We start from the raw sequence: 17,589 nt of genomic DNA on the forward strand, positions 1-17,589 counted from the left end.
TCCCGCTCACACCTGGTGAGCGAGAGCGCCGTTCGTGCGGGCCGATCGGACGCCGCGCGAGGCCCGAGCCGCGCGGCGCCCGGGGTGGTGGAGCCGCGGGCGCGGGAAGGAACGGGTGGGTGCGCTGAGGATCGGTGCCGTGGCGGCCGCGTTCGGCCGGGACCTGGAGGGCGCCCTCGCCCGGGTCGCGACCCTGATCGACCACGCCCGCCGGTCCCGGGTCGATCTCCTGGTGCTGCCGGACGCCGCGCTCGGCGGCTACCTCTCGGACTTCGGGGCCGACGCGGAGTCGGAGCCGCCGCCCGCGCTCGACCCCGCCGGCCCGGAGCTGCGCAAGGTCGCCGACCTGGCCGGGGACATGGTCGTCTGCGTCGGGCTGTGCGAGGCGGGGCCCGGCGGGATCCGGTACAACACCGCCGCCTGCGTCGACGGCACCGGCGTGCTGGGCCTGCACCGCAAGGTCCACCAGCCGGTCGGCGAGGAGCGGGTGTACGCGGCCGGTGACCGCTTCGGCGCCTTCGACACCCCCGTCGGCCGGCTCGGGATGCTGGTCGACTACGACAAGACCTTCCCCGAGTCCGCCCGCGCGCTCGCCCTCGACGGCGCCGAGATCGTCGCCTGCCTCTCGGCGTGGCCGACGAACATCACCGACCGGGCGCCGAAGATGGCGCAGGACCGGCAGTCGCGGCTCTTCGACCTCTACGACCGCTCCCGCGCCGCCGAGAACCAGATCGTGCTGGTGTCGTCGAACCAGACGGGCTCGATGGGCAGGATGCGCTTCCTCGGGCAGGCCAAGGTCGTCGGACCGGACGGCGAGGTGCTCGCCCGGACGTGGGCCAAGGCGGGGATCGCGGTGGCCGAGATCGACGTCGAGGCCTCGCTCGGCACCGCCCGCCGCCGCCTCTCCCACCTCACCGAGCGCCGCCCCGACACCTACCGCTGAGCCGCCTGCCCGTGGTCGTCGTCGAGAGGGACGTCAGGGCCGTGCGGGTGGCTCCGGGGAGCCCTCACGTTCCCCTCGATCGGATGGCGTGCAGAGGAGCAGGGCGAGGGCGCGTCCCGACCAGGCCGCGTAGCGCTCCGGGCTCCAGCCCCGCCGGTGCACCAGCAGGTCGTGCACCTGCGGGCTGCAGAGGGTGAGCAGGACGTCGGCGGCCTCGTCGACCGGCACGGCGAGGCGCCCGTGCCGCTCCAGCGCCTCCGCGACCGTCCGCATGTTCGCGGCCATGTTCCGGGCTCCCAGCTCGTTCAGCGCGTGCATGTCGGCGTCCGCCCCGGCCGACTCCTGGCACGCGGTGAGCAGCCGCCCGGCGCGCTCCAGCAGCCCGGTGCCGAGCCGGACCAGTTCCGGCAGGAGTCGGTCCGGGTCGTCGAGCGCCGCCCGGAACCCCGGTCGGTCGGCCACCGCGACGGGCTCCTCGTCGCCCGCGGTCGCGACGTCGAGCGCCTCGTGGAAGATCTCCGCCTTCCCGCCCGGGAACGCGGCGTGCACGGTGCGCAACGCGACCCCGGCCGCCGCCGCGATCTCCTTGACCGTGGTGCGCACGTAGCCCTGCTCGACGAACAGGGCGGTGGCGGCGTCGCGGATCGCCGCCCGGGTCCGCCGCGCGGCCTCCTCGCGGAGGGGCGAGCGGTACCGCCTCTTGACCGGCTCGGACACGAGGTGCACTCTACACGCATTCGATGCACTACAGGTTCAATGAAACGAGTGTGTCATGCCGGAGCTGACCGGTGTCCGCGTGGTGAAGCTGCCCGTCGCCGACCTGCCGAAGAGCGTGGACTGGTACCGGAGGGTGTACGGCTTCGCCCCGACCTACGAGTTCCCGGACGAGGAGGGCGTGGTCCGCGGGGTGGCCGGTGACCTCCCGGGGTGCGGCTACACGGGACTGGCACTGCGGGAGAACCCGGAGGCCAGGGGGATCGCGGGGCTGGAGGTGATGTTCGGCGTGCGGGACCGCGCGGCCCTCGAGGGGTGGGTCGCGCACCTCGACGAGCAGGGCGCCGAGCACTCACCGATCATCGAGGCCACGCTCGGTTGGCTCGTGGTGGTGTACGACCCGGACGGGCACGAGCACCACCTCTACACCGACGAGCGGCACGGCATCGACCAGTCCGGCCGGGCCGGGTACGGGCGGGCGACCGCGGGGCAGGCCTGACCCGTCCACCCCCGATCGCGGCCCGGCCAGGGGGAGGCGGGCCGCGACCGGGCGGGTCAGGACGGCCCGGGCCGGCTCGGAACCGCTCAGGAGGGCAGGGTGTAGCCCGCGAACTTGTCCCGCAGGGTCTTCTTCGAGAACTTCCCGACGCTGGTCTTGGGCACCTCGTCGATGAACTCCACGGCGTCGGGCAGCCACCACTTCGCCACCCGCGGGGTGAGGAACTCGATGAGCTCCTCGGCGGTGAGCGACCGGCCCGGCTTCACCACCACGCACGCCAGCGGCCGCTCGGTCCACTTCTCGTGCGGGATCGCGATCACCGCGGCCTCGGCGACCGCCGGGTGGGCCATGATCTCGTTCTCCAGGTCCACCGAGCTGATCCACTCGCCGCCCGACTTGACCAGGTCCTTCGTCCGGTCGACCAGCCGGACGAAGCCCCACCCGTCGACGGCGGCGACGTCGCCGGTGCGCAGCCACCCGTCCTTGGTGAACTGCGCGCCGCCGCCCTCGCCGCGGTAGTACTCCTTCGCGATCCACGGGCCCGCGGCCTGCAGCTCGCCGGTGGCCCGGTCGTCCCAGGGCAGCTCCTCGCCGCTCTCCGGGTCGGCGATCCGCAGGTCGACGAACGGGACGGGCTGGCCCTGCCGGGCGCGGGCGTCGGCGCGCTCGTCCTCGCTCCACTCCTCCTGGTGCGACCGCCGCGAGGAGACGCTGGCGATCGGCGAGGTCTCCGTCATGCCCCAGGCGTGCAGCATGGGGACGCCGATCGCCTCCCGGTAGGCCTCCGACAGCGAGCGCGGCACCGCCGAGCCGCCGCAGACGATCGCGCGCAGCGAGGACAGGTCGTGGTCGGCGAGCAGCGGCCGCACGCCCATCCAGATCGTCGGCACCCCGCCGGTGACGGTGACCCTGTGCCGCTCCAGCTGCCCGACGATCGCCTCCGGTGTCATGTTCGGGCCGGGGAGGACGAGGTCGGCGCCGGCGAGCAGGGCGCCGTAGGGGATGCCCCAGGCGTTGGCGTGGAACATCGGCACGATCGGCAGGACGACATCGCGCTCCGACAGCGCGAACGCGTCCGAGGTGAGCGTGATCAGCGAGTGCAGCACCGCCGAGCGGTGGCTGTAGACCACGCCCTTCGGGTTGCCCGTGGTGCCGGAGGTGTAGCACATCGCCGCGGCGCTGTTCTCCTCCTCGACCGTGAACCGGCCGGCGAACGGCTCGGCCGCGGCGAGCAGCTCCTCGTAGTCCCGCACCCGCGGGTCCTCGGGGATCTCGTGCTCCGCGCCGTCGTCGATCACGACGATGTGCCGGACGGTCTCGAACTTGTCCACCAGCGGCCACAGCAGCGGCAGCAGCGAGCGGTCGACGAAGACGACCTCGTCCTCGGCGTGGTTGACGATGTAGACGAGCTGCTCGGGGAAGAGCCGGATGTTCAGCGTGTGCAGCACGCGCCCGGTGCAGGGCGCGGCGAGGTACAGCTCCAGGTGACGGTCGGTGTTCCAGCAGAAGGTGCCGACCCGGGCGTCCGCGGACAGGCCGAGCGAGTCGAGGACCGTCGCGAGCCGGCGCACGCGCACGGCCCACTCCGCGACCGTGGTCACGCGCTCGCCGGACGCTTCGGCGGTGATCAACCTCTTGTGTCCGAAGAGCTGTTCCGCGCGGTGGAACACGTGGGGCAGCGCCAGCGGGCGGTCCTGCATCAGTCCGAGCATCGTCGCTCCCGAGGAGTGTCGTGGATCACGAACCGTACCGGGGGACCCCGACACCGGGACAGGACCGACGTCCGGATCGGCGCCGCACGGTGTCACCGCCGGTACGCTCCCCGTCCATGACGGGTGCGGCTGGCGATCCCGGGGCGCCTCCGGCGGCCGGGGCCGTCTGTCTCGACGTCGGGTCGACCTGGACGAAGGCGGTGCTCGTGCACCCCGACGGCGGGCTCGCCGGCTACGCCGAGCACCGCACCACGACCGACGACGTCCTCGAGGGCGTCGACGCCGCCGTCCGCGGGGTCACGGCCGCGGCCGCGCGGGACCCGGAGCCGGAGGTGCTGGCCTGCTCGTCGGCCGGCGGCGGGCTGCGGCTGGCGGTCGTCGGCACCGAGAAGCTGATCTCCACCGAGGCCGGGCACCGGGTCGCGCGCTCGGCGGGCTCGCACGTCGTGCACGTCCACGCCGGCCCGCTCGAGCCGGCCGACGTCCGGGTGCTGCGCGGGCACCGGCCCGGCGCCGTCCTGTTGCTCGGGGGCGCCGACGGCGACGACCCCTCGGTCCTGCTGCACAACGCGGGCAAGCTCGCCCGCGCCCGCGTCCGGTTCCCGATCGTGCTGGCCGGCAACGCCGAGGCGCGCGACGACGCCCTCGCCCTGCTCCGCGCGACCGGCCGCACGGTCGTGGCCTGCGGGAACGTCGCCCCGAAGCCGGGCGAGCTGGTGCCCGGGCCGGCCCGGGCGGCGCTCGCCGAGGTGTTCGCCCAGCACGTGCTCGGCGGGCGGGCGCCGGCCGCGGCGCCGCGCTTCCGCCGGATGGTCCGGTTCATGACGCCCGACGCGGTGCGCCGCGGCACCGCCGAGCTGGCGCGCCTGTGCGGGACGCGGGTGCTGGTCGTCGACGTCGGGTGTGCCACCACGGACGTCCACTCCGCGGGGCCGGGGCGGCGCACCCGTCGTACGGTGGAGGGAGACCTGGGTGTGCGGGCCGCCGCGGAGGGCGTGCTGCTGGAGGCACAGGCCGAGGAGATCGTCGACCCCGTCGAGGCCGACCTGCTCACCGCGACCGTCCGGGGGATGACCGCGGAGGTCGGCTCGGTGCCGCGGGACGCGGGCAGCGCGGCCGAGGACCGGCGCATCGCGGCGCTCGCGGCCGTAGTCGCGGCCCGCCGCCACCTGCGCGACGACCTCGGGCCGAAGGACGTCGACCGGCAGGGCGAGGAGGTCGACCCCGGCCCGGTCGGGCTCGTCGTGCTGTCCGGCGGGGTGTTCCGGCAGCGCGACGCGGCCGGCCTCGGCGCCGTGGTCGGCACCCTGCAGCAGGACCCGGTGCTCGCGCCGGTGCTCGCGTCGGCGTCCGTGCTGGTCGACGCGGACTTCGCGCTCGCCCCGGCCGGCCTGCTCGCCGCGCACGACCGGTGCGTCGCGGCCGAGGCGCTGCTGCGCGACCACCTGCTGGGGTCACGTTGAGCCGGGGCGGGGTGCGTGCCATCCTGGAGGGCGCACGCACCGCGGGACCGAGAGGCGCTGCAGCGGACGGATCCGTCCGCCACGCTCGGTCCGCGGCCTGACGACGAGAAGGGCGCCTCCACCATCCCGGGGAGGAGGCCCGTGTCCGTGCCGATCGACGGTCGATCCACCACCGCGCACCGCGGGTCCCTCCCGCCTGCCCTGACCGCAGCACGAGGAGACACGTCACGATGACCGCCAGCATCACCGACCCGCACGGCCGGCTGCAGGAGCGCAACGGCCTCGACTTCGCCGTCGCCGACCTGGGCCTGCACGAGTTCGGGCGCAAGGAGATCCGGCTCGCCGAGAACGAGATGCCGGGCCTGATGGCGCTGCGCCGCGAGTACGCCGAGGCCAAGCCGCTGCACGGCGCCCGGATCGCCGGCTCGCTGCACATGACGGTGCAGACCGCCGTCCTGATCGAGACCCTGGTCAGCCTCGGCGCCGAGGTCCGCTGGGTCTCCTGCAACATCTTCTCCACCCAGGACCACGCCGCCGCCGCGATCGTCGTCGGCCCGCACGGCACCCCGGAGGAGCCGAAGGGCGTGCCGGTCTTCGCCTGGAAGGGCGAGACGCTCGCCGAGTACTGGTGGGCCACCGAGCAGCTGTTCAACTTCACGGACCCGAACGGCGAGCTCGTCGGCCCGAACATGATCCTCGACGACGGCGGCGACGCCACCCTGCTCGTGCACAAGGGCGTCGAGTTCGAGAAGACCGGCGTGGTGCCCACGGTCGAGGACTCCGACCTCACCGTCTCCGAGGAGTACCGCGTCATCCTCGACGTCCTGCGCCGCTCGCTGGCCGAGAACCCGCAGAAGTGGACCACGGTCGCGTCGGACATCCGCGGCGTCACCGAGGAGACCACCACCGGCGTGCACCGGCTCTACCAGCTGGCCGAGCAGGGCCTGCTGCTCTTCCCGGCGATCAACGTCAACGACTCGGTCACCAAGAGCAAGTTCGACAACAAGTACGGCATCCGGCACTCGCTGATCGACGGGCTCAACCGCGGCACGGACGTGCTGATCGGCGGCAAGGTGGCCGTGGTCTGCGGCTTCGGCGACGTCGGCAAGGGCGCGGCCGAGGCGCTGTCCGGCCAGGGCGCCCGCGTCATCGTCACCGAGGCGGACCCGATCTGCGCGCTGCAGGCGCTGCTCGAGGGCTACCAGGTCGCGCGCCTGGAGGACGTCATCGAGCGGGCCGACATCGTCATCACCACGACGGGCAACAAGGACATCGTCACCGTCGAGGCGATGAAGAGGATGAAGCACCAGGCGATCCTGGGCAACGTCGGCCACTTCGACAACGAGATCGACATGGCCGGGCTCGCCCGGATCGAGGGCATCATCCGGATCACCATCAAGCCGCAGGTCGACGAGTGGGTGTTCCCGGACGGCCACTCGATCATCGTGCTGTCCGAGGGCCGGCTGATGAACCTGGGCAACGCGACCGGGCACCCCTCCTTCGTGATGAGCAACAGCTTCTCGAACCAGGTGATCGCGCAGATCGAGCTGTTCACCAAGCACGAGGAGTACAACTGCGACGTCTACCGGCTGCCGAAGATCCTCGACGAGAAGGTCGCGAAGATCCACGTGCAGGCGCTGGGCGGCGAGCTGACCACACTCACCAAGGACCAGGCCGAGTACATCGGCGTCGACGTCGAGGGCCCGTTCAAGCCGGAGCACTACCGGTACTGAGCGCGGCGCTCGTGGAGCGCGCCCCGGTACCGAGCGCGGAGCTCGGGTAGCGCCCCGGTGCTGATCACCTGCTGTTCGTCTGGTTGGGGCGGCGGTCGTCGGGTTAGGGTTGACTGATGACCGCCGCTCCCCTCCCCGAGCCGATCCCGACGGGCTCCAGCGGCGACGGCTGGCAGTACTGCGCCCAGGGGCACAAGCACTGGGGCCTCTACGGCGCCGCGGGCCTGCTGGTCCGCTCCGGGGAGCTCGTGCTGCTCCAGCACCGGGCGCTGTGGAGTCATCACGGCGGTACCTGGGGCATCCCCGGCGGGGCGCGGCACCTCGGCGAGCCCGCGGAGGCGGCCGCGCGCCGGGAGGCCGCGGAGGAGTCGGAGCTCGACACCGGGCCGCTCGTCGAGACCGCCCGCTTCGTCGACGACCACGGCGGCTGGAGCTACACCACCGTCGTCGTGCAGGCCGCGGAGGCGCGGCCGGTCGCGATCCGTGGCGGGGAGAGCGTGGAGTTCTCCTGGTTCCCGGCCGCCGTCCTGGGCACCGTCGCCGGGCCGGAGCTGCACCCCGGTTTCGCCGCCACCTGGCCCCGGGTCTCGACCCTCTGACGCCGGATCCGGGCGCCGCACCATGGTTCCCCAAGGCGATTCCGGGCCCGTCCTCAGCGCCTCATGGTTCCATGATGCGTTTTCGGGCCCCTTCTGAGCGCGTTGTGGTTCGACGACGCGGTGATCAGGGGTCGAGGAGTCTGCCGGCGAGGGCCGGGACGTCGGTGTCGCCCTCCAGCACCGTCCACGGGCTGAGCCAGTTCGCGGCCGCGAGCTCGCGGTAGACGGCGTCCGTGCGTTCCTGCAGTCCCTCGTCGGACTCGTACGCGTCCCGTGCCCGGCCCGGGTCGGCCGCCGCCCGCCGCGCGGCACGCTCCGCGGCCACCGCACGCGGGGTGGCGAGCAGCAGCTGGTGGTCCGGCACCGGGATGCCGAACCGCCCGATCTCCAGCTCCCGCACCCAGCCGACGACCTCCCCGTCGGCCCCCTGCTTCAGCCGCGCCGCGTTGTAGGCGGCGTTGCTCGCGACGTACCGGTCCACGAGGACGACGTCGTGCGTGGCCAGGAGTTCGCGCAGCTCGAGGGCGGCGTCGCGGCGGTCGAGGGCGAACAGCACCGCCATGCCGTGGACCGAGTCGGCGAGATCGCCGAGCCGCCCGTACAGCGCGTCGCGGGCCAGCTCGGCGTGGACGTCGGCCTCGTAGCGGGGGAAGGCCAGGGTGGCGACGCGTGCGCCGCGCTCGTGCAGCGCGGCGACCAGGGCGGCGGTCAACGTGGCCTTGCCGGACCCGTCCAGCCCCTCGATCACGATCAGCCGCCCCACGGAACCGGACGGTAGCGGAGCCCGCACCGGCCGTCCGACGTCACCCGATAGCGTGCCGCGCGCGGTGATCGACACGGTGCGCCGGCGGGCGCGGGCAGGGGACGGGTGTGCTGAACGAGGGCGTGCACGAGCGGCTGCGGACGACGGGGCTCGAGGCCGATCTGGCGCGCGTCGCCGAGCTGGTGCCGTACTGGGCCGAGGTGGAGGAGGCCGACCAGCCGCAGGTCCTCGCCCGGCACGTCGCGGCCGCCGTCGAACGGGCCCTGCTCGCCAGCCCGACCGAGGCGGACCGGGTGACCCTCGTGAACGACCTCCTCGACCGGGTCTCCCAGCACGACCAGCACCTGGCCGAGGCGGTCGAGCAGCTCGTCGTGCTGACCCGGCAGGTCGCGCCCGGCGTCCACCAGCTGGTCCGCCCGGTGACGCCGCTGTCGTCGGCGGCCCTGCTGACCAACGCGAACGGTGAGCCGTCGCTGATGGCCGCGTTGAACTCGGAGCTGGTCTCCGCCGACCGGGTCGACCTGCTCTGCGCCTTCATCCGCTGGCACGGCCTGCGGGTGCTCGGCGACGAGCTGGCGAGGCTGCGCGAGCGCGGGATCCCGTTCCGCGTGATCACCACGACCTACATGGGCGCGACCGAGCAGCGGGCGATCGACGAGCTGGTCCGCCGCTACGGCGCCGAGGTGAAGATCAGCTACGCGAGCGCGTCGACCCGGCTGCACGCCAAGGCCTGGCTGTTCCGCCGGCACTCCGGCTTCGACACCGCCTTCGTCGGCAGCAGCAACCTGTCCCGGTCGGCGCTGGTCGACGGCCTGGAGTGGAACGTCCGGCTCTCTTCGGTCGGCACGGAACACCTGATCCGCAAGTTCGGGACCACCTTCGACAGCTACTGGGCGAACCCGGAGTTCGTGCCCTACGACCCGGAGAACCCCGCCGACGTCGAGCGGCTGGCGCGGGCGCTGGGCCGGGACCGGGTCGAGGCCGCCCCGCTCACCGGGCTCGAGGTCACCGCCCGCCCGCACCAGGCACAGATCCTGGAGGCCCTGGCGGCGGAGCGAGACCTGCACGGCCGGCACCGCAACCTCGTCGTCACGGCGACGGGCACCGGGAAGACGGTCGTCGCGGCGCTGGACTACGCCCGGCTCCGCCGCGAGCTGCCGCGGGACCGGCTGCTGTTCGTGGCGCACCGCAAGGAGATCCTCGACCAGTCCCGGCGGACGTACCGGGCGGTGCTGGCCGACGGGGCCTTCGGCGAGGTCTACGTCGACGGGGAGCGTCCCGAGCGGTGGACCCACGTGTTCGCGAGCGTGCAGTCCCTGCACGGGTACGGCCTCGACCGGCTCCGGCCCGACCACTTCGACGTGGTCGTGGTCGACGAGTTCCACCACGCCGAGGCCGCCACCTACCGCCGTCTGCTGGACCGGCTGCAGCCCCGCGAGCTGCTCGGCCTCACCGCGACACCGGAACGCACCGACGGCACGGACGTCCGGCGGTTCTTCGACGGGCGCAGCGCGTTCGAGCTGCGGCTGTGGGACGCGCTCGACGCCGACCTGTTGGTGCCCTTCCACTACTTCGGCGTGGCCGACGAGGTCGACCTGCGCGGGGTCGAGTGGAAGCGCGGCTCCTACGACACCGCCGCGCTCGACACCCTCTACACCGGTAACGACCTGCGGGCCGCGATGGTCGTCCGGCAGGTGCGCGACAAGGTCACCGACGTCCGGTGGATGCGGGCGCTGGGCTTCTGCGTCTCGGTGGCCCACGCCGAGTACATGGCGGAGGTGTTCACGCGGGCGGGCATCCCGAGCCTGGCTGTCTCCGGTGCGACCCCGCGGCCGCATCGGGAGGAGGCCCTGCGGCGGCTGCGCGAGCGCGAGGTGAACTGCCTGTTCGCGGTCGACCTCTTCAACGAGGGCCTGGACATCCCGGAGATCGACACCGTCCTGCTGCTGCGGCCCACGCAGAGCGCCACCGTGTTCCTGCAGCAGCTCGGCCGCGGGCTGCGCCGGGCTCCGGGAAAGGCGGTGCTGACGGTGCTGGACTTCATCGGGCAGCACCGCCGCGAGTTCCGGTTCGACCTGCGGTACCGGGCGCTGACCGGCAGCTCGCGGCGCCGGCTGACCGAGGACGTCGAGCAGGGCTTCCCGTATCTGCCGGCGGGCTCCGCGCTCGTTCTCGATCCGGTCGCGCGGCGGAGGGTGCTGGAGAACGTCACGGGCCAGCTGCGGCTGCGCCGGTCCGAGCTGGTGGCCGACGTGCGCTCGTACGGCGACGTCCCGCTTGCGGACTACCTCAAGGAAGCGGATCGCGACCTGGCGGACGTCTACCGCAACGGCGGCTCGTGGACCGCGCTACGTCGCGAGGCGGGACTCCCCACCCGCGAGGCCGGTCCCGCGGAGACCGCCCTGCTCAAGCGGATGGCGCTGTTCGCCCACGTCGACGACCCCGAGCGCGCCGGGGTCTACGCGCAGCTCGCCGATCCCGCCGGCCCACGTTACGCCGACCTCACCGAGCGCGAGCAGCGGTTCGCCCGGATGCTGTTCTTCCTGATCTGGCCGGACCGGGGCGGGTTCGCGCACTACGAGGAGGGGTTCGCCCACCTGCGCCGGCACCCCGCCGTGTGTGGCGAGCTGCGCGAGCTCACCGCGCTGACCCTCGACCGGGCGCGGCACGTGCCGCGGTCGCTGGGCGAGGGGCTGCAGCACGTCCCGCTGCGGAGTCACGCGCACTACCGGCGCGAGGAGGTGCTCTCCGGGCTGGACTGGGCCTCGCTCGACCGGAAGGCGCACGGGCACGCCGCCGGGGTGGTCTGGGCGCCGGCGACCCGCACGGACGCCCTCTTCGTCAACCTGCGCAAGACCGAGCGGGACTTCTCCCCGACCACGATGTACCGCGACTACGCCCAGCGACCCGATCTCTTCCACTGGGAGTCGCAGAACGCGACGACCGTCGCCTCGGAGACCGGGCAGCGGTACCTGCGCCATCGCGAGCGGGGCACCCACATCACCCTCTTCGTGCGCGAGACGAAGAACGACGACATCGGCGCCGCCCCGTTCCTCTGCCTCGGCACCTGTGAGTACCTCTCGCACGAGGGGGAGAAGCCGATCGCGGTCGTCTGGCGGCTGCGCCGGGAGATGCCGGGGGAGACCTTCCTCGCGGCGAGCGTGGTGGCGAGCTGACCTCGACCGAGGACGGGTCCTGGCGACGGGGGACACGGAAGTGCCGCTGGCCGTCGCCACCCTCGCACCATGACCGAGGAGAGCGACCTGGCGCACGTCCAGCGCGTGCGGCTCGAGGCGCTCCGCCACGCCCGCCGGGGGAGGAGCGGTGCCGCCACCGGGCGACACACCGGGCCGAGGGGCGCGAACCCGCGTGCCCTCCGGTACTACGTGCCGCGTACGGCGCACGCTCCGGCAGACAGGGCCCGTGCAGATGCCGAGGATCTCGAAGCCCAGGTCGCCGAGTTCCCCGAGGAACGGGCGGAGATCCTCCGCGAAGCGGCGCACGCGTGGCGCGAGGCCGGTGAGCCCGCACGCGCCGAGCGGATCCTCCGCGAGCTGGTCGCCGAGGAGGGCGAGGACGGCTGCTGGGCCCGGATCGATCTGATCGACACCCTGCTCGCCCAGAACGCGAGACGGAGGCCCGGGCCGAGCTCGACGCGCTGGCCCGCCATCCCGACCTCGACCAGGGCCACTGCACGGTCGCGGCCGAGCTGTCGGCGGCACGGGGTGCGCTGGCCGACGCACTGACCTGGTACGACCGCGTCGTGGCCCGGTTGTCGCCCGCCGAGACCGAGGCCCTGAGCGGGCCGAAGGGCTGGTTGGAGCTGGCCGCCCCGACGCTGCGCGGCCGCCGTGACGTGCGCGAGAAGCTGGACCTCGCCCCGGACGCGACGGACGAGCCGGCCCCGGCGCCGCCGACCGACGAGGACCTGGCCGGCCTGTTCGGGAGGACGCCCCGGCCGGTTCCACGGCACATCCGGGTCCTCTACTTCACCCGGACGGAGCGGGACGAGGCGCACCGGCGGTGGCCGGCGACGTACAGGCCCGACGACGCGTACTTCGCCCAGGCCGAGCTCCACTGGCGTGCGCTCGCCGAGGAGGGCATGACCCCGATCAGGCTGTTCGCCGGCACCGCCGAGGGGCTCGCCCGGTTCGCCGAGGCGAACCGCCTCGACCCGGAGCAGGAGTCCACCCGCACCCGCTACCTCGGCGCCCTGCCCGAGGACGCCTCGATCGCCTGGCCGCCGGGCCGCAACGCGCCGTGCTGGTGCGCGAGCAGACGGAAGTACAAGAAGTGCTGCGGCGCGGTGCGCTGATCGGCCGGTCCGGAGCATCGCACCGCCCGGTGCGCTGACCGTTCGGCTCGGCGGACGAGAAGGCCGGGTCCCGGCGTGCTGACCGTCCGCCGCGGGGCGCACCTACGGGACCGGTGCCGCACAGGCAGAACGGGCGCGGAACCGGGATGACGCGGGTCGGGACGGGACCGTCGGTGCAGGATGGGATGCTTCCTCCCATGAAGTCGCGCGTTCTGGTGGTCGACGACGACCCGGCCCTGGCCGAGATGCTGACCATCGTCCTGCGGGGCGAGGGCTTCGACACCGCGGTGGTCGGCGACGGGACCCGGGCGCTGCCCGCCGTGCGGGAGATGCGCCCGGACGTCGTGCTGCTCGACCTCATGCTGCCGGGGATGAACGGGATCGACGTCTGCCGGGCCATCCGCGCCGAGTCCGGCGTGCCGATCGTGATGCTCACGGCGAAGAGCGACACCGTGGACATCGTGCTCGGCCTGGAGTCCGGCGCGGACGACTACGTGGTCAAGCCGTTCAAGCCCAAGGAGCTGGTCGCGCGGATCCGGGCGCGGGTGCGGCGCACCGAGGCCGAGCCGGCCGAGCAGCTCACGATCGGCGACGTCGAGATCGACGTGCCGGCCCACCAGGTCACCCGCAAGGGCGAGCGGATCGCGCTCACCCCGCTGGAGTTCGACCTGCTGGTGGCGCTCGCCCGCAAGCCGCGGCAGGTCTTCACCCGCGAGGTGCTGCTCGAGCAGGTGTGGGGCTACCGGCACGCGGCGGACACCCGGCTGGTCAACGTGCACGTCCAGCGGCTGCGGTCGAAGGTCGAGAAGGACCCCGAGCACCCGGAGGTCGTGCTGACCGTCCGCGGCGTCGGGTACAAGGCGGGCCCGCCGTGATGCCGGCGCGGCCCATGATGGTGTCGTGTCACTGAGGTACCCGTGTCGCTGAGGTCCCTGGTCGCGCGGCTGCCGCTGGCCCGGCGGGCGAAGCGGGCGGCGGCGTCGGCAGGCGTGCTCGTCTCCGAGATCCGCGCGGTCGCGCTGGCGGCGTGGCGCCGCTCGCTGCAGCTGCGCGTCGTCGTGTCCACGCTCGCCCTGTCCACCGCGGTGTCGCTGGTCCTGGGCCTGGTGCTGCAGACCCAGATCGCCGACCGGCTGCTGCAGGGCAAGTTCGACGCGGCCATCGCGCAGGCCGAGTCGGCGCGCGTGATCTCCGAGCGGGACCTGTCGGGCGTCGACCCGGACCGCGAGGGCGCGCAGGGCACGCTGAACAACGCCCTGGACCAGCTCACCAACCAGTCCACGACCGACGCCGCGGGCGCGCCGACGGCCGGGGAGTTCCGCGCCGCCCTGACCACGGGCACCGGCAGCGGGCCGGAGATCTCGGCCGGCAACCTCGACCACGTCTCGCCCGAGCAGCGGCAGACCGTCGCCGACGGCGCACTGTCCACGCAGTACACCACGGTGGACGGGATCCCGACCCTGATCGTCGGGCAGCCGGTGCGCACGGCCGGGCGCGAGCTGCAGCTCTACCTGATGTTCCCGCTCGACGCCGAGCAGCGGACACTCGGCCTGGTCCAGAGCACCCTGATCGTCGGCGGGCTGGTGCTGATCCTGCTGCTCGCGGGCATCGCCAGCCTGGTCACCCGCCAGGTCGTCCGGCCCGTCCGGCAGGCCGCCGAGGTCGCCGAGCGGTTCGCCGAGGGGCATCTCGACGAGCGCATGCCGGTGCACGGCGAGGACGAGGTCGCGCGGCTGTTCGAGTCGTACAACGAGATGGCGAGCAGCATCCAGACCCAGATCCGCCAGCTCGAGGAGTTCGGCGCCCTGCAGCGCCGCTTCACCTCCGACGTCAGCCACGAGCTGCGCACGCCGCTCACCACGGTGCGCATGGCCGCGGACATCCTCTACGCCTCGCGGGACGAGCTGATCCCGGCGCTCCGTCGCAGCTCGGAGCTGCTGGTCACGGAGCTGGACCGGTTCGAGACGCTGCTCGGCGACCTGCTGGAGATCTCCCGGCTGGACGCCGGCGTGGCCGAGCTGGGCACCGAGCGGCTCGACATGCGGCACGTGGTGTCCCGCGCGGTCGAGGCGGTCCGCGGCCTGGCGGAGGAGTCGGCCACGCCCCTGGTCCTCGACCTGCCCGGGGACGTCTACGCCGAGGTCGACTCGCGGCGGGTCGAACGGATCGTGCGCAACCTCGTCGCCAACGCGATCGACCACGGCGAGGGCCGGCCGGTCACCATCACGCTGGCCGGCGACGACCACGCCGTCGCCGTGGTGGTGCGCGACCACGGCGTCGGGCTGCGGCCGGGCGAGGCCGGGCTGGTGTTCAACCGGTTCTGGCGTGCCGAGGAGTCCCGGGCGCGGCGCAGCGGCGGCAGCGGGCTGGGCCTGTCGATCAGCCTGGAGGACGCCCGGCTGCACGGCGGCTGGCTGCAGGCCTGGGGCGAACCGGGCCGCGGCTCGGCCTTCCGGCTCACCCTGCCGCGCACGGAGGGGGACCTGCTCGAGTCGAGCCCGCTGCCGTTGCAGCCCGAGGGCGACGACCCCGACACCGCACACCCGCTGCCCGCCTCGGTCCCCACGCCCCCGTGGGGGACCCCGATCCCCGCCGAACTGCGGGACGGGGAGCACCCGGACGACCGGGCGGGCGAGGGCGTCGCGCCCGCCGAGCCCGCGGTCCTGGACCCCCGGGGCGACCGGTGACCCGCCGGCTGCTGCTCGTCCTGGTCGCGCTGCTCGTGCTGGCGACCGGCTGCGCGAGCGTGCCCGGCGAGTCGTCGGTGCAGGTGCTGCGCAAGGTCACCGAGGGCGACAACCCGGACATCCCTGCCGGCCCCGTCGAGGGCACCAACCCCCTCGACCTGGTCCGCGGCTTCGTCTACGCCTCGGGCAGCACCGTGGACCGGCACGGGGCCGCGCGCCGGTTCCTGACCCCGGAGGCCGCGCAGGGCTGGGACGACGGCGACTCGCTGACCGTGCTCGACGAGCAGTTCGACACCGTCTACCCGCCCACGAGCAGTACGGACCCGGACACCGCCACCGTGCGGATCCGCGGGGACCGGGTCGGCTCGCTCGACGCACTCGGTGCCTTCGAGCCGGCCGAGGCGCCGGTGGAGATCGACGTGACCGTCCGGCGCACGAACGGGCAGTGGCGGATCGACCGGCTGCCCGCCGGCGTGCTCGTGCGGCTGTCGGACTTCCGCACCAACTTCCGCACGGTGAAGGGGTACTTCGTCGACCCCGCGCGCCGCGCCACGGTCGCCGACCTGCGCTACCTCCCTGCGGTGCCCGCCCAGGCGCTGCCGTCGCGGACCGTCGACATGCTGCTGACGGGGCCCTCGCCGGCGCTGCAGGACGCCGCGGAGTCCGTACTGCCGCCGTCCACCCGGCTGCGCACCAACGTCACGGACGCGCCCGACGGCGCGCTGGTCGTCGACCTCACGCAGGTCGGCGACCTCGACGACGCCCGCCGTCGGCTGATCGCCGCACAGTTCGTGCAGACCCTCGCCGAGATCAACGTGCCGCGGGTGCGGCTGCTCGTCGACGGCGCCCCGCTCCTCGCCGACAAGCCCGACCTGACCGCCGACGACGTGGCCGGGGCCGGCGCGGCCGTGCAGCCCGGTGCCGACGTCCCCGCCCTGGTCGTGACGGGTGGGCTGGTGCGGGCGCTGCCCGGCGGGGACCCGGTCGGCGGACAGGCCGGCAACGGGTCCTTCGACATCGCCTCGGCCGCGACCACCCCCGACGGAACCCGGATCGCCGCGGTCGCCCGGGACGGCGGCCGCACGCGGCTGCTGGTCGGGCCCACGGACGGGATGCTCCAGGCGGTGCCGCTGTCCGGGGCGTCGCTGTCCCGGCCGACCTGGACCCCGACCGGCGGCGAGGTGTGGACGGTGCTGGGCGGCGGCCCGGGTGCGGTCGTCGCCCGCGTGACCGTGGACCAGACCGGGGTGGTGCGGACCGGGCAGGTCAACGTCGCCGAGCTCACCGCGCTGGGCCCGCTCACCGACCTGCGGCTGTCCCGGGACGGCGTGCGGGTCGCCGCGGTCGTCGACGGCGGGCTGGTCACCGGGGCGGTGGTGCGGGCGGCGGACGGCGACGTCGCGGTGCGCAACGTCCGCCGGCTGCGGCCGTCGGACCTGTCCGACGTCGTGGGCGTGGACTGGCGGGCCGACGAGTCGCTGATCGTCGTGACGGCCCGGTCGGACCGCCCGGTGTCGCTCGTGTCGTCCGACGGGCTGACCCTGCAGCTGGTGCCGGGCAGCAACCTCACCCCGCCGCTCAAGGCGGTCACCGCCGCGTCGAGCCGGCCCTTCCTGGTCGCCGACCAGGGCGGGATCTGGAGCTACGACGGCGGCGAGCTCGACAGCTGGCGGCAGGTGCTCGGCGCGGCGCCGGACGGGGTGCCGCTCTACCCCGGCTGATCCGCGGAGCCGGACGCACCGGGCGCCGGACCGATCGGCGCGGAGCCGCGGGGGCCGAACCTGTGGACAACTCGGCCCGACGGGCCCCGAGCCGGCCGGGGATGTCGGTCCGGTCGGCCAGGGTGGCGGCATGCCCCGCCCCGGCACCGCCCGCCCCGGCACCGCCCGCCCCGGCACCGTGCCCGCACCGACCCCGCGCACGCTCCTCGCCGGCCTGCTCGACCTCCTGCTGCCGTGTTCGTGCGGCGGCTGCGGCGCGGGCGGGGCCGGCTGGTGCCCGGAGTGCGCGGCGCGGTTGCCCGGCCCGCACCGCGTCGTCCTGCCCGGGGCGCCGGAGACGCTCGCCGCCGGCCGGTACCGCGGGCCGCTGCGCACCGCGCTGCTGGGCTACAAGGAACGCGGCCGCCGCGACCTGGCCGCGCCGCTGGCGGCGGGGCTCG

General features: G+C 74.1%; 14 protein-coding genes and 1 pseudogene. 12 read left to right on the top strand and 3 right to left on the bottom strand.

The annotated features are described in order from the left end of the window. Positions 1-115 precede the first annotated feature (115 nt). Positions 116-943: a carbon-nitrogen hydrolase family protein gene (locus tag ACFQH9_RS28060; protein ID WP_379570727.1), complete on the top strand. Its 828-nt coding sequence runs from the start codon at positions 116-118 to the stop codon at positions 941-943. Between the two features lie 33 nt (positions 944-976). On the opposite strand, the gene ACFQH9_RS28065 is transcribed toward ACFQH9_RS28060, so the two are convergent. Next, positions 977-1,660: a TetR/AcrR family transcriptional regulator gene (locus ACFQH9_RS28065; protein ID WP_379570729.1), complete on the bottom strand. Its 684-nt coding sequence runs from the start codon at positions 1,658-1,660 to the stop codon at positions 977-979. Positions 1,661-1,715: 55 nt separating this feature from the next. Here ACFQH9_RS28065 and ACFQH9_RS28070 point away from each other — a divergent pair, with 55 nt between their 5' ends. Next, positions 1,716-2,156: a VOC family protein gene (locus ACFQH9_RS28070; protein ID WP_379570731.1), complete on the top strand. Its 441-nt coding sequence runs from the start codon at positions 1,716-1,718 to the stop codon at positions 2,154-2,156. Between the two features lie 86 nt (positions 2,157-2,242). On the opposite strand, the gene ACFQH9_RS28075 is transcribed toward ACFQH9_RS28070, so the two are convergent. Further along, positions 2,243-3,868 (bottom strand): long-chain fatty acid--CoA ligase, encoded by a 1,626-nt coding sequence (locus ACFQH9_RS28075; protein WP_379570733.1) that lies wholly within the window; start codon positions 3,866-3,868, stop codon positions 2,243-2,245. Between the two features lie 116 nt (positions 3,869-3,984). Between ACFQH9_RS28075 and ACFQH9_RS28080 the strand changes: the two genes are divergently transcribed. From ACFQH9_RS28080 to ACFQH9_RS28090, 3 genes are all read left to right on the top strand, one after another. Beyond that, positions 3,985-5,331 (top strand): glutamate mutase L, encoded by a 1,347-nt coding sequence (locus ACFQH9_RS28080; RefSeq protein WP_379570735.1) that lies wholly within the window; start codon positions 3,985-3,987, stop codon positions 5,329-5,331. Positions 5,332-5,561: 230 nt separating this feature from the next. Next, complete coding sequence (gene ahcY, locus ACFQH9_RS28085; RefSeq protein ID WP_379570737.1) at positions 5,562-7,064, top strand: adenosylhomocysteinase; 1,503 nt, start codon at positions 5,562-5,564, stop codon at positions 7,062-7,064. 116 nt (positions 7,065-7,180) lie between these two features. Next, positions 7,181-7,663 (top strand): NUDIX domain-containing protein, encoded by a 483-nt coding sequence (locus ACFQH9_RS28090; protein WP_379570739.1) that lies wholly within the window; start codon positions 7,181-7,183, stop codon positions 7,661-7,663. Between the two features lie 124 nt (positions 7,664-7,787). On the opposite strand, the gene ACFQH9_RS28095 is transcribed toward ACFQH9_RS28090, so the two are convergent. After that, complete coding sequence (locus tag ACFQH9_RS28095) at positions 7,788-8,426, bottom strand: dTMP kinase (RefSeq protein ID WP_379570741.1); 639 nt, start codon at positions 8,424-8,426, stop codon at positions 7,788-7,790. A gap of 107 nt (positions 8,427-8,533) precedes the next feature. On the opposite strand from ACFQH9_RS28095, the gene ACFQH9_RS28100 reads away from it, so the two are divergent. The 7 genes and pseudogenes from ACFQH9_RS28100 to ACFQH9_RS28130 form a co-directional block, all read left to right on the top strand. Continuing rightward, positions 8,534-11,602: a DEAD/DEAH box helicase gene (locus tag ACFQH9_RS28100; RefSeq protein ID WP_379570743.1), complete on the top strand. Its 3,069-nt coding sequence runs from the start codon at positions 8,534-8,536 to the stop codon at positions 11,600-11,602. 69 nt (positions 11,603-11,671) lie between these two features. Next, the gene (locus ACFQH9_RS28105) at positions 11,672-12,172 is read left to right on the top strand and encodes a hypothetical protein (RefSeq protein ID WP_379570745.1); all 501 of its coding nucleotides are present in this window, start codon (positions 11,672-11,674) and stop codon (positions 12,170-12,172) included. Between the two features lie 17 nt (positions 12,173-12,189). After that, positions 12,190-12,741 carry an SEC-C domain-containing protein gene (locus ACFQH9_RS28110; protein ID WP_379570747.1) on the top strand — a complete coding sequence of 184 codons (552 nt, stop codon included), beginning with the start codon at positions 12,190-12,192 and terminating at the stop codon, positions 12,739-12,741. Positions 12,742-12,938: 197 nt separating this feature from the next. Next, on the top strand, positions 12,939-13,616 hold the full coding sequence (mtrA, locus tag ACFQH9_RS28115; protein WP_379570749.1) for an MtrAB system response regulator MtrA: 678 nt from the start codon (positions 12,939-12,941) through the stop codon (positions 13,614-13,616). Positions 13,617-13,658: 42 nt separating this feature from the next. After that, on the top strand, positions 13,659-15,428 hold the full coding sequence (gene mtrB, locus ACFQH9_RS28120) for an MtrAB system histidine kinase MtrB (protein WP_379570752.1): 1,770 nt from the start codon (positions 13,659-13,661) through the stop codon (positions 15,426-15,428). Beyond that, positions 15,425-17,149, top strand: a complete 1,725-nt coding sequence (locus ACFQH9_RS28125; RefSeq protein ID WP_379570754.1) for an LpqB family beta-propeller domain-containing protein — start codon at positions 15,425-15,427, stop codon at positions 17,147-17,149. The genes mtrB and ACFQH9_RS28125 overlap by 4 nt, the downstream gene beginning before the upstream one ends. A gap of 130 nt (positions 17,150-17,279) precedes the next feature. Next, positions 17,280-17,589 (top strand): annotated as a pseudogene (locus tag ACFQH9_RS28130) (hypothetical protein); the annotation flags it as partial.

It is taken from the genome of Pseudonocardia lutea (assembly GCF_042658055.1).
In the GTDB taxonomy this organism is placed as follows: Bacteria; Actinomycetota; Actinomycetes; order Mycobacteriales; family Pseudonocardiaceae; genus Pseudonocardia; species Pseudonocardia lutea.

Coding starts and splice junctions, on each gene's coding strand:
- ACFQH9_RS28070 (WP_379570731.1), top strand. CDS start 1,716: ATGCCGGAGCTGACCGGTGTCCGCGTGGTGAAGCTGCCCGTCGCCGAC.
- ACFQH9_RS28075 (WP_379570733.1), bottom strand. CDS start 3,868: ATGCTCGGACTGATGCAGGACCGCCCGCTGGCGCTGCCCCACGTGTTC.
- ACFQH9_RS28080 (WP_379570735.1), top strand. CDS start 3,985: ATGACGGGTGCGGCTGGCGATCCCGGGGCGCCTCCGGCGGCCGGGGCC.
- ahcY (WP_379570737.1), top strand. CDS start 5,562: ATGACCGCCAGCATCACCGACCCGCACGGCCGGCTGCAGGAGCGCAAC.
- ACFQH9_RS28090 (WP_379570739.1), top strand. CDS start 7,181: ATGACCGCCGCTCCCCTCCCCGAGCCGATCCCGACGGGCTCCAGCGGC.
- ACFQH9_RS28105 (WP_379570745.1), top strand. CDS start 11,672: ATGACCGAGGAGAGCGACCTGGCGCACGTCCAGCGCGTGCGGCTCGAG.
- mtrA (WP_379570749.1), top strand. CDS start 12,939: ATGAAGTCGCGCGTTCTGGTGGTCGACGACGACCCGGCCCTGGCCGAG.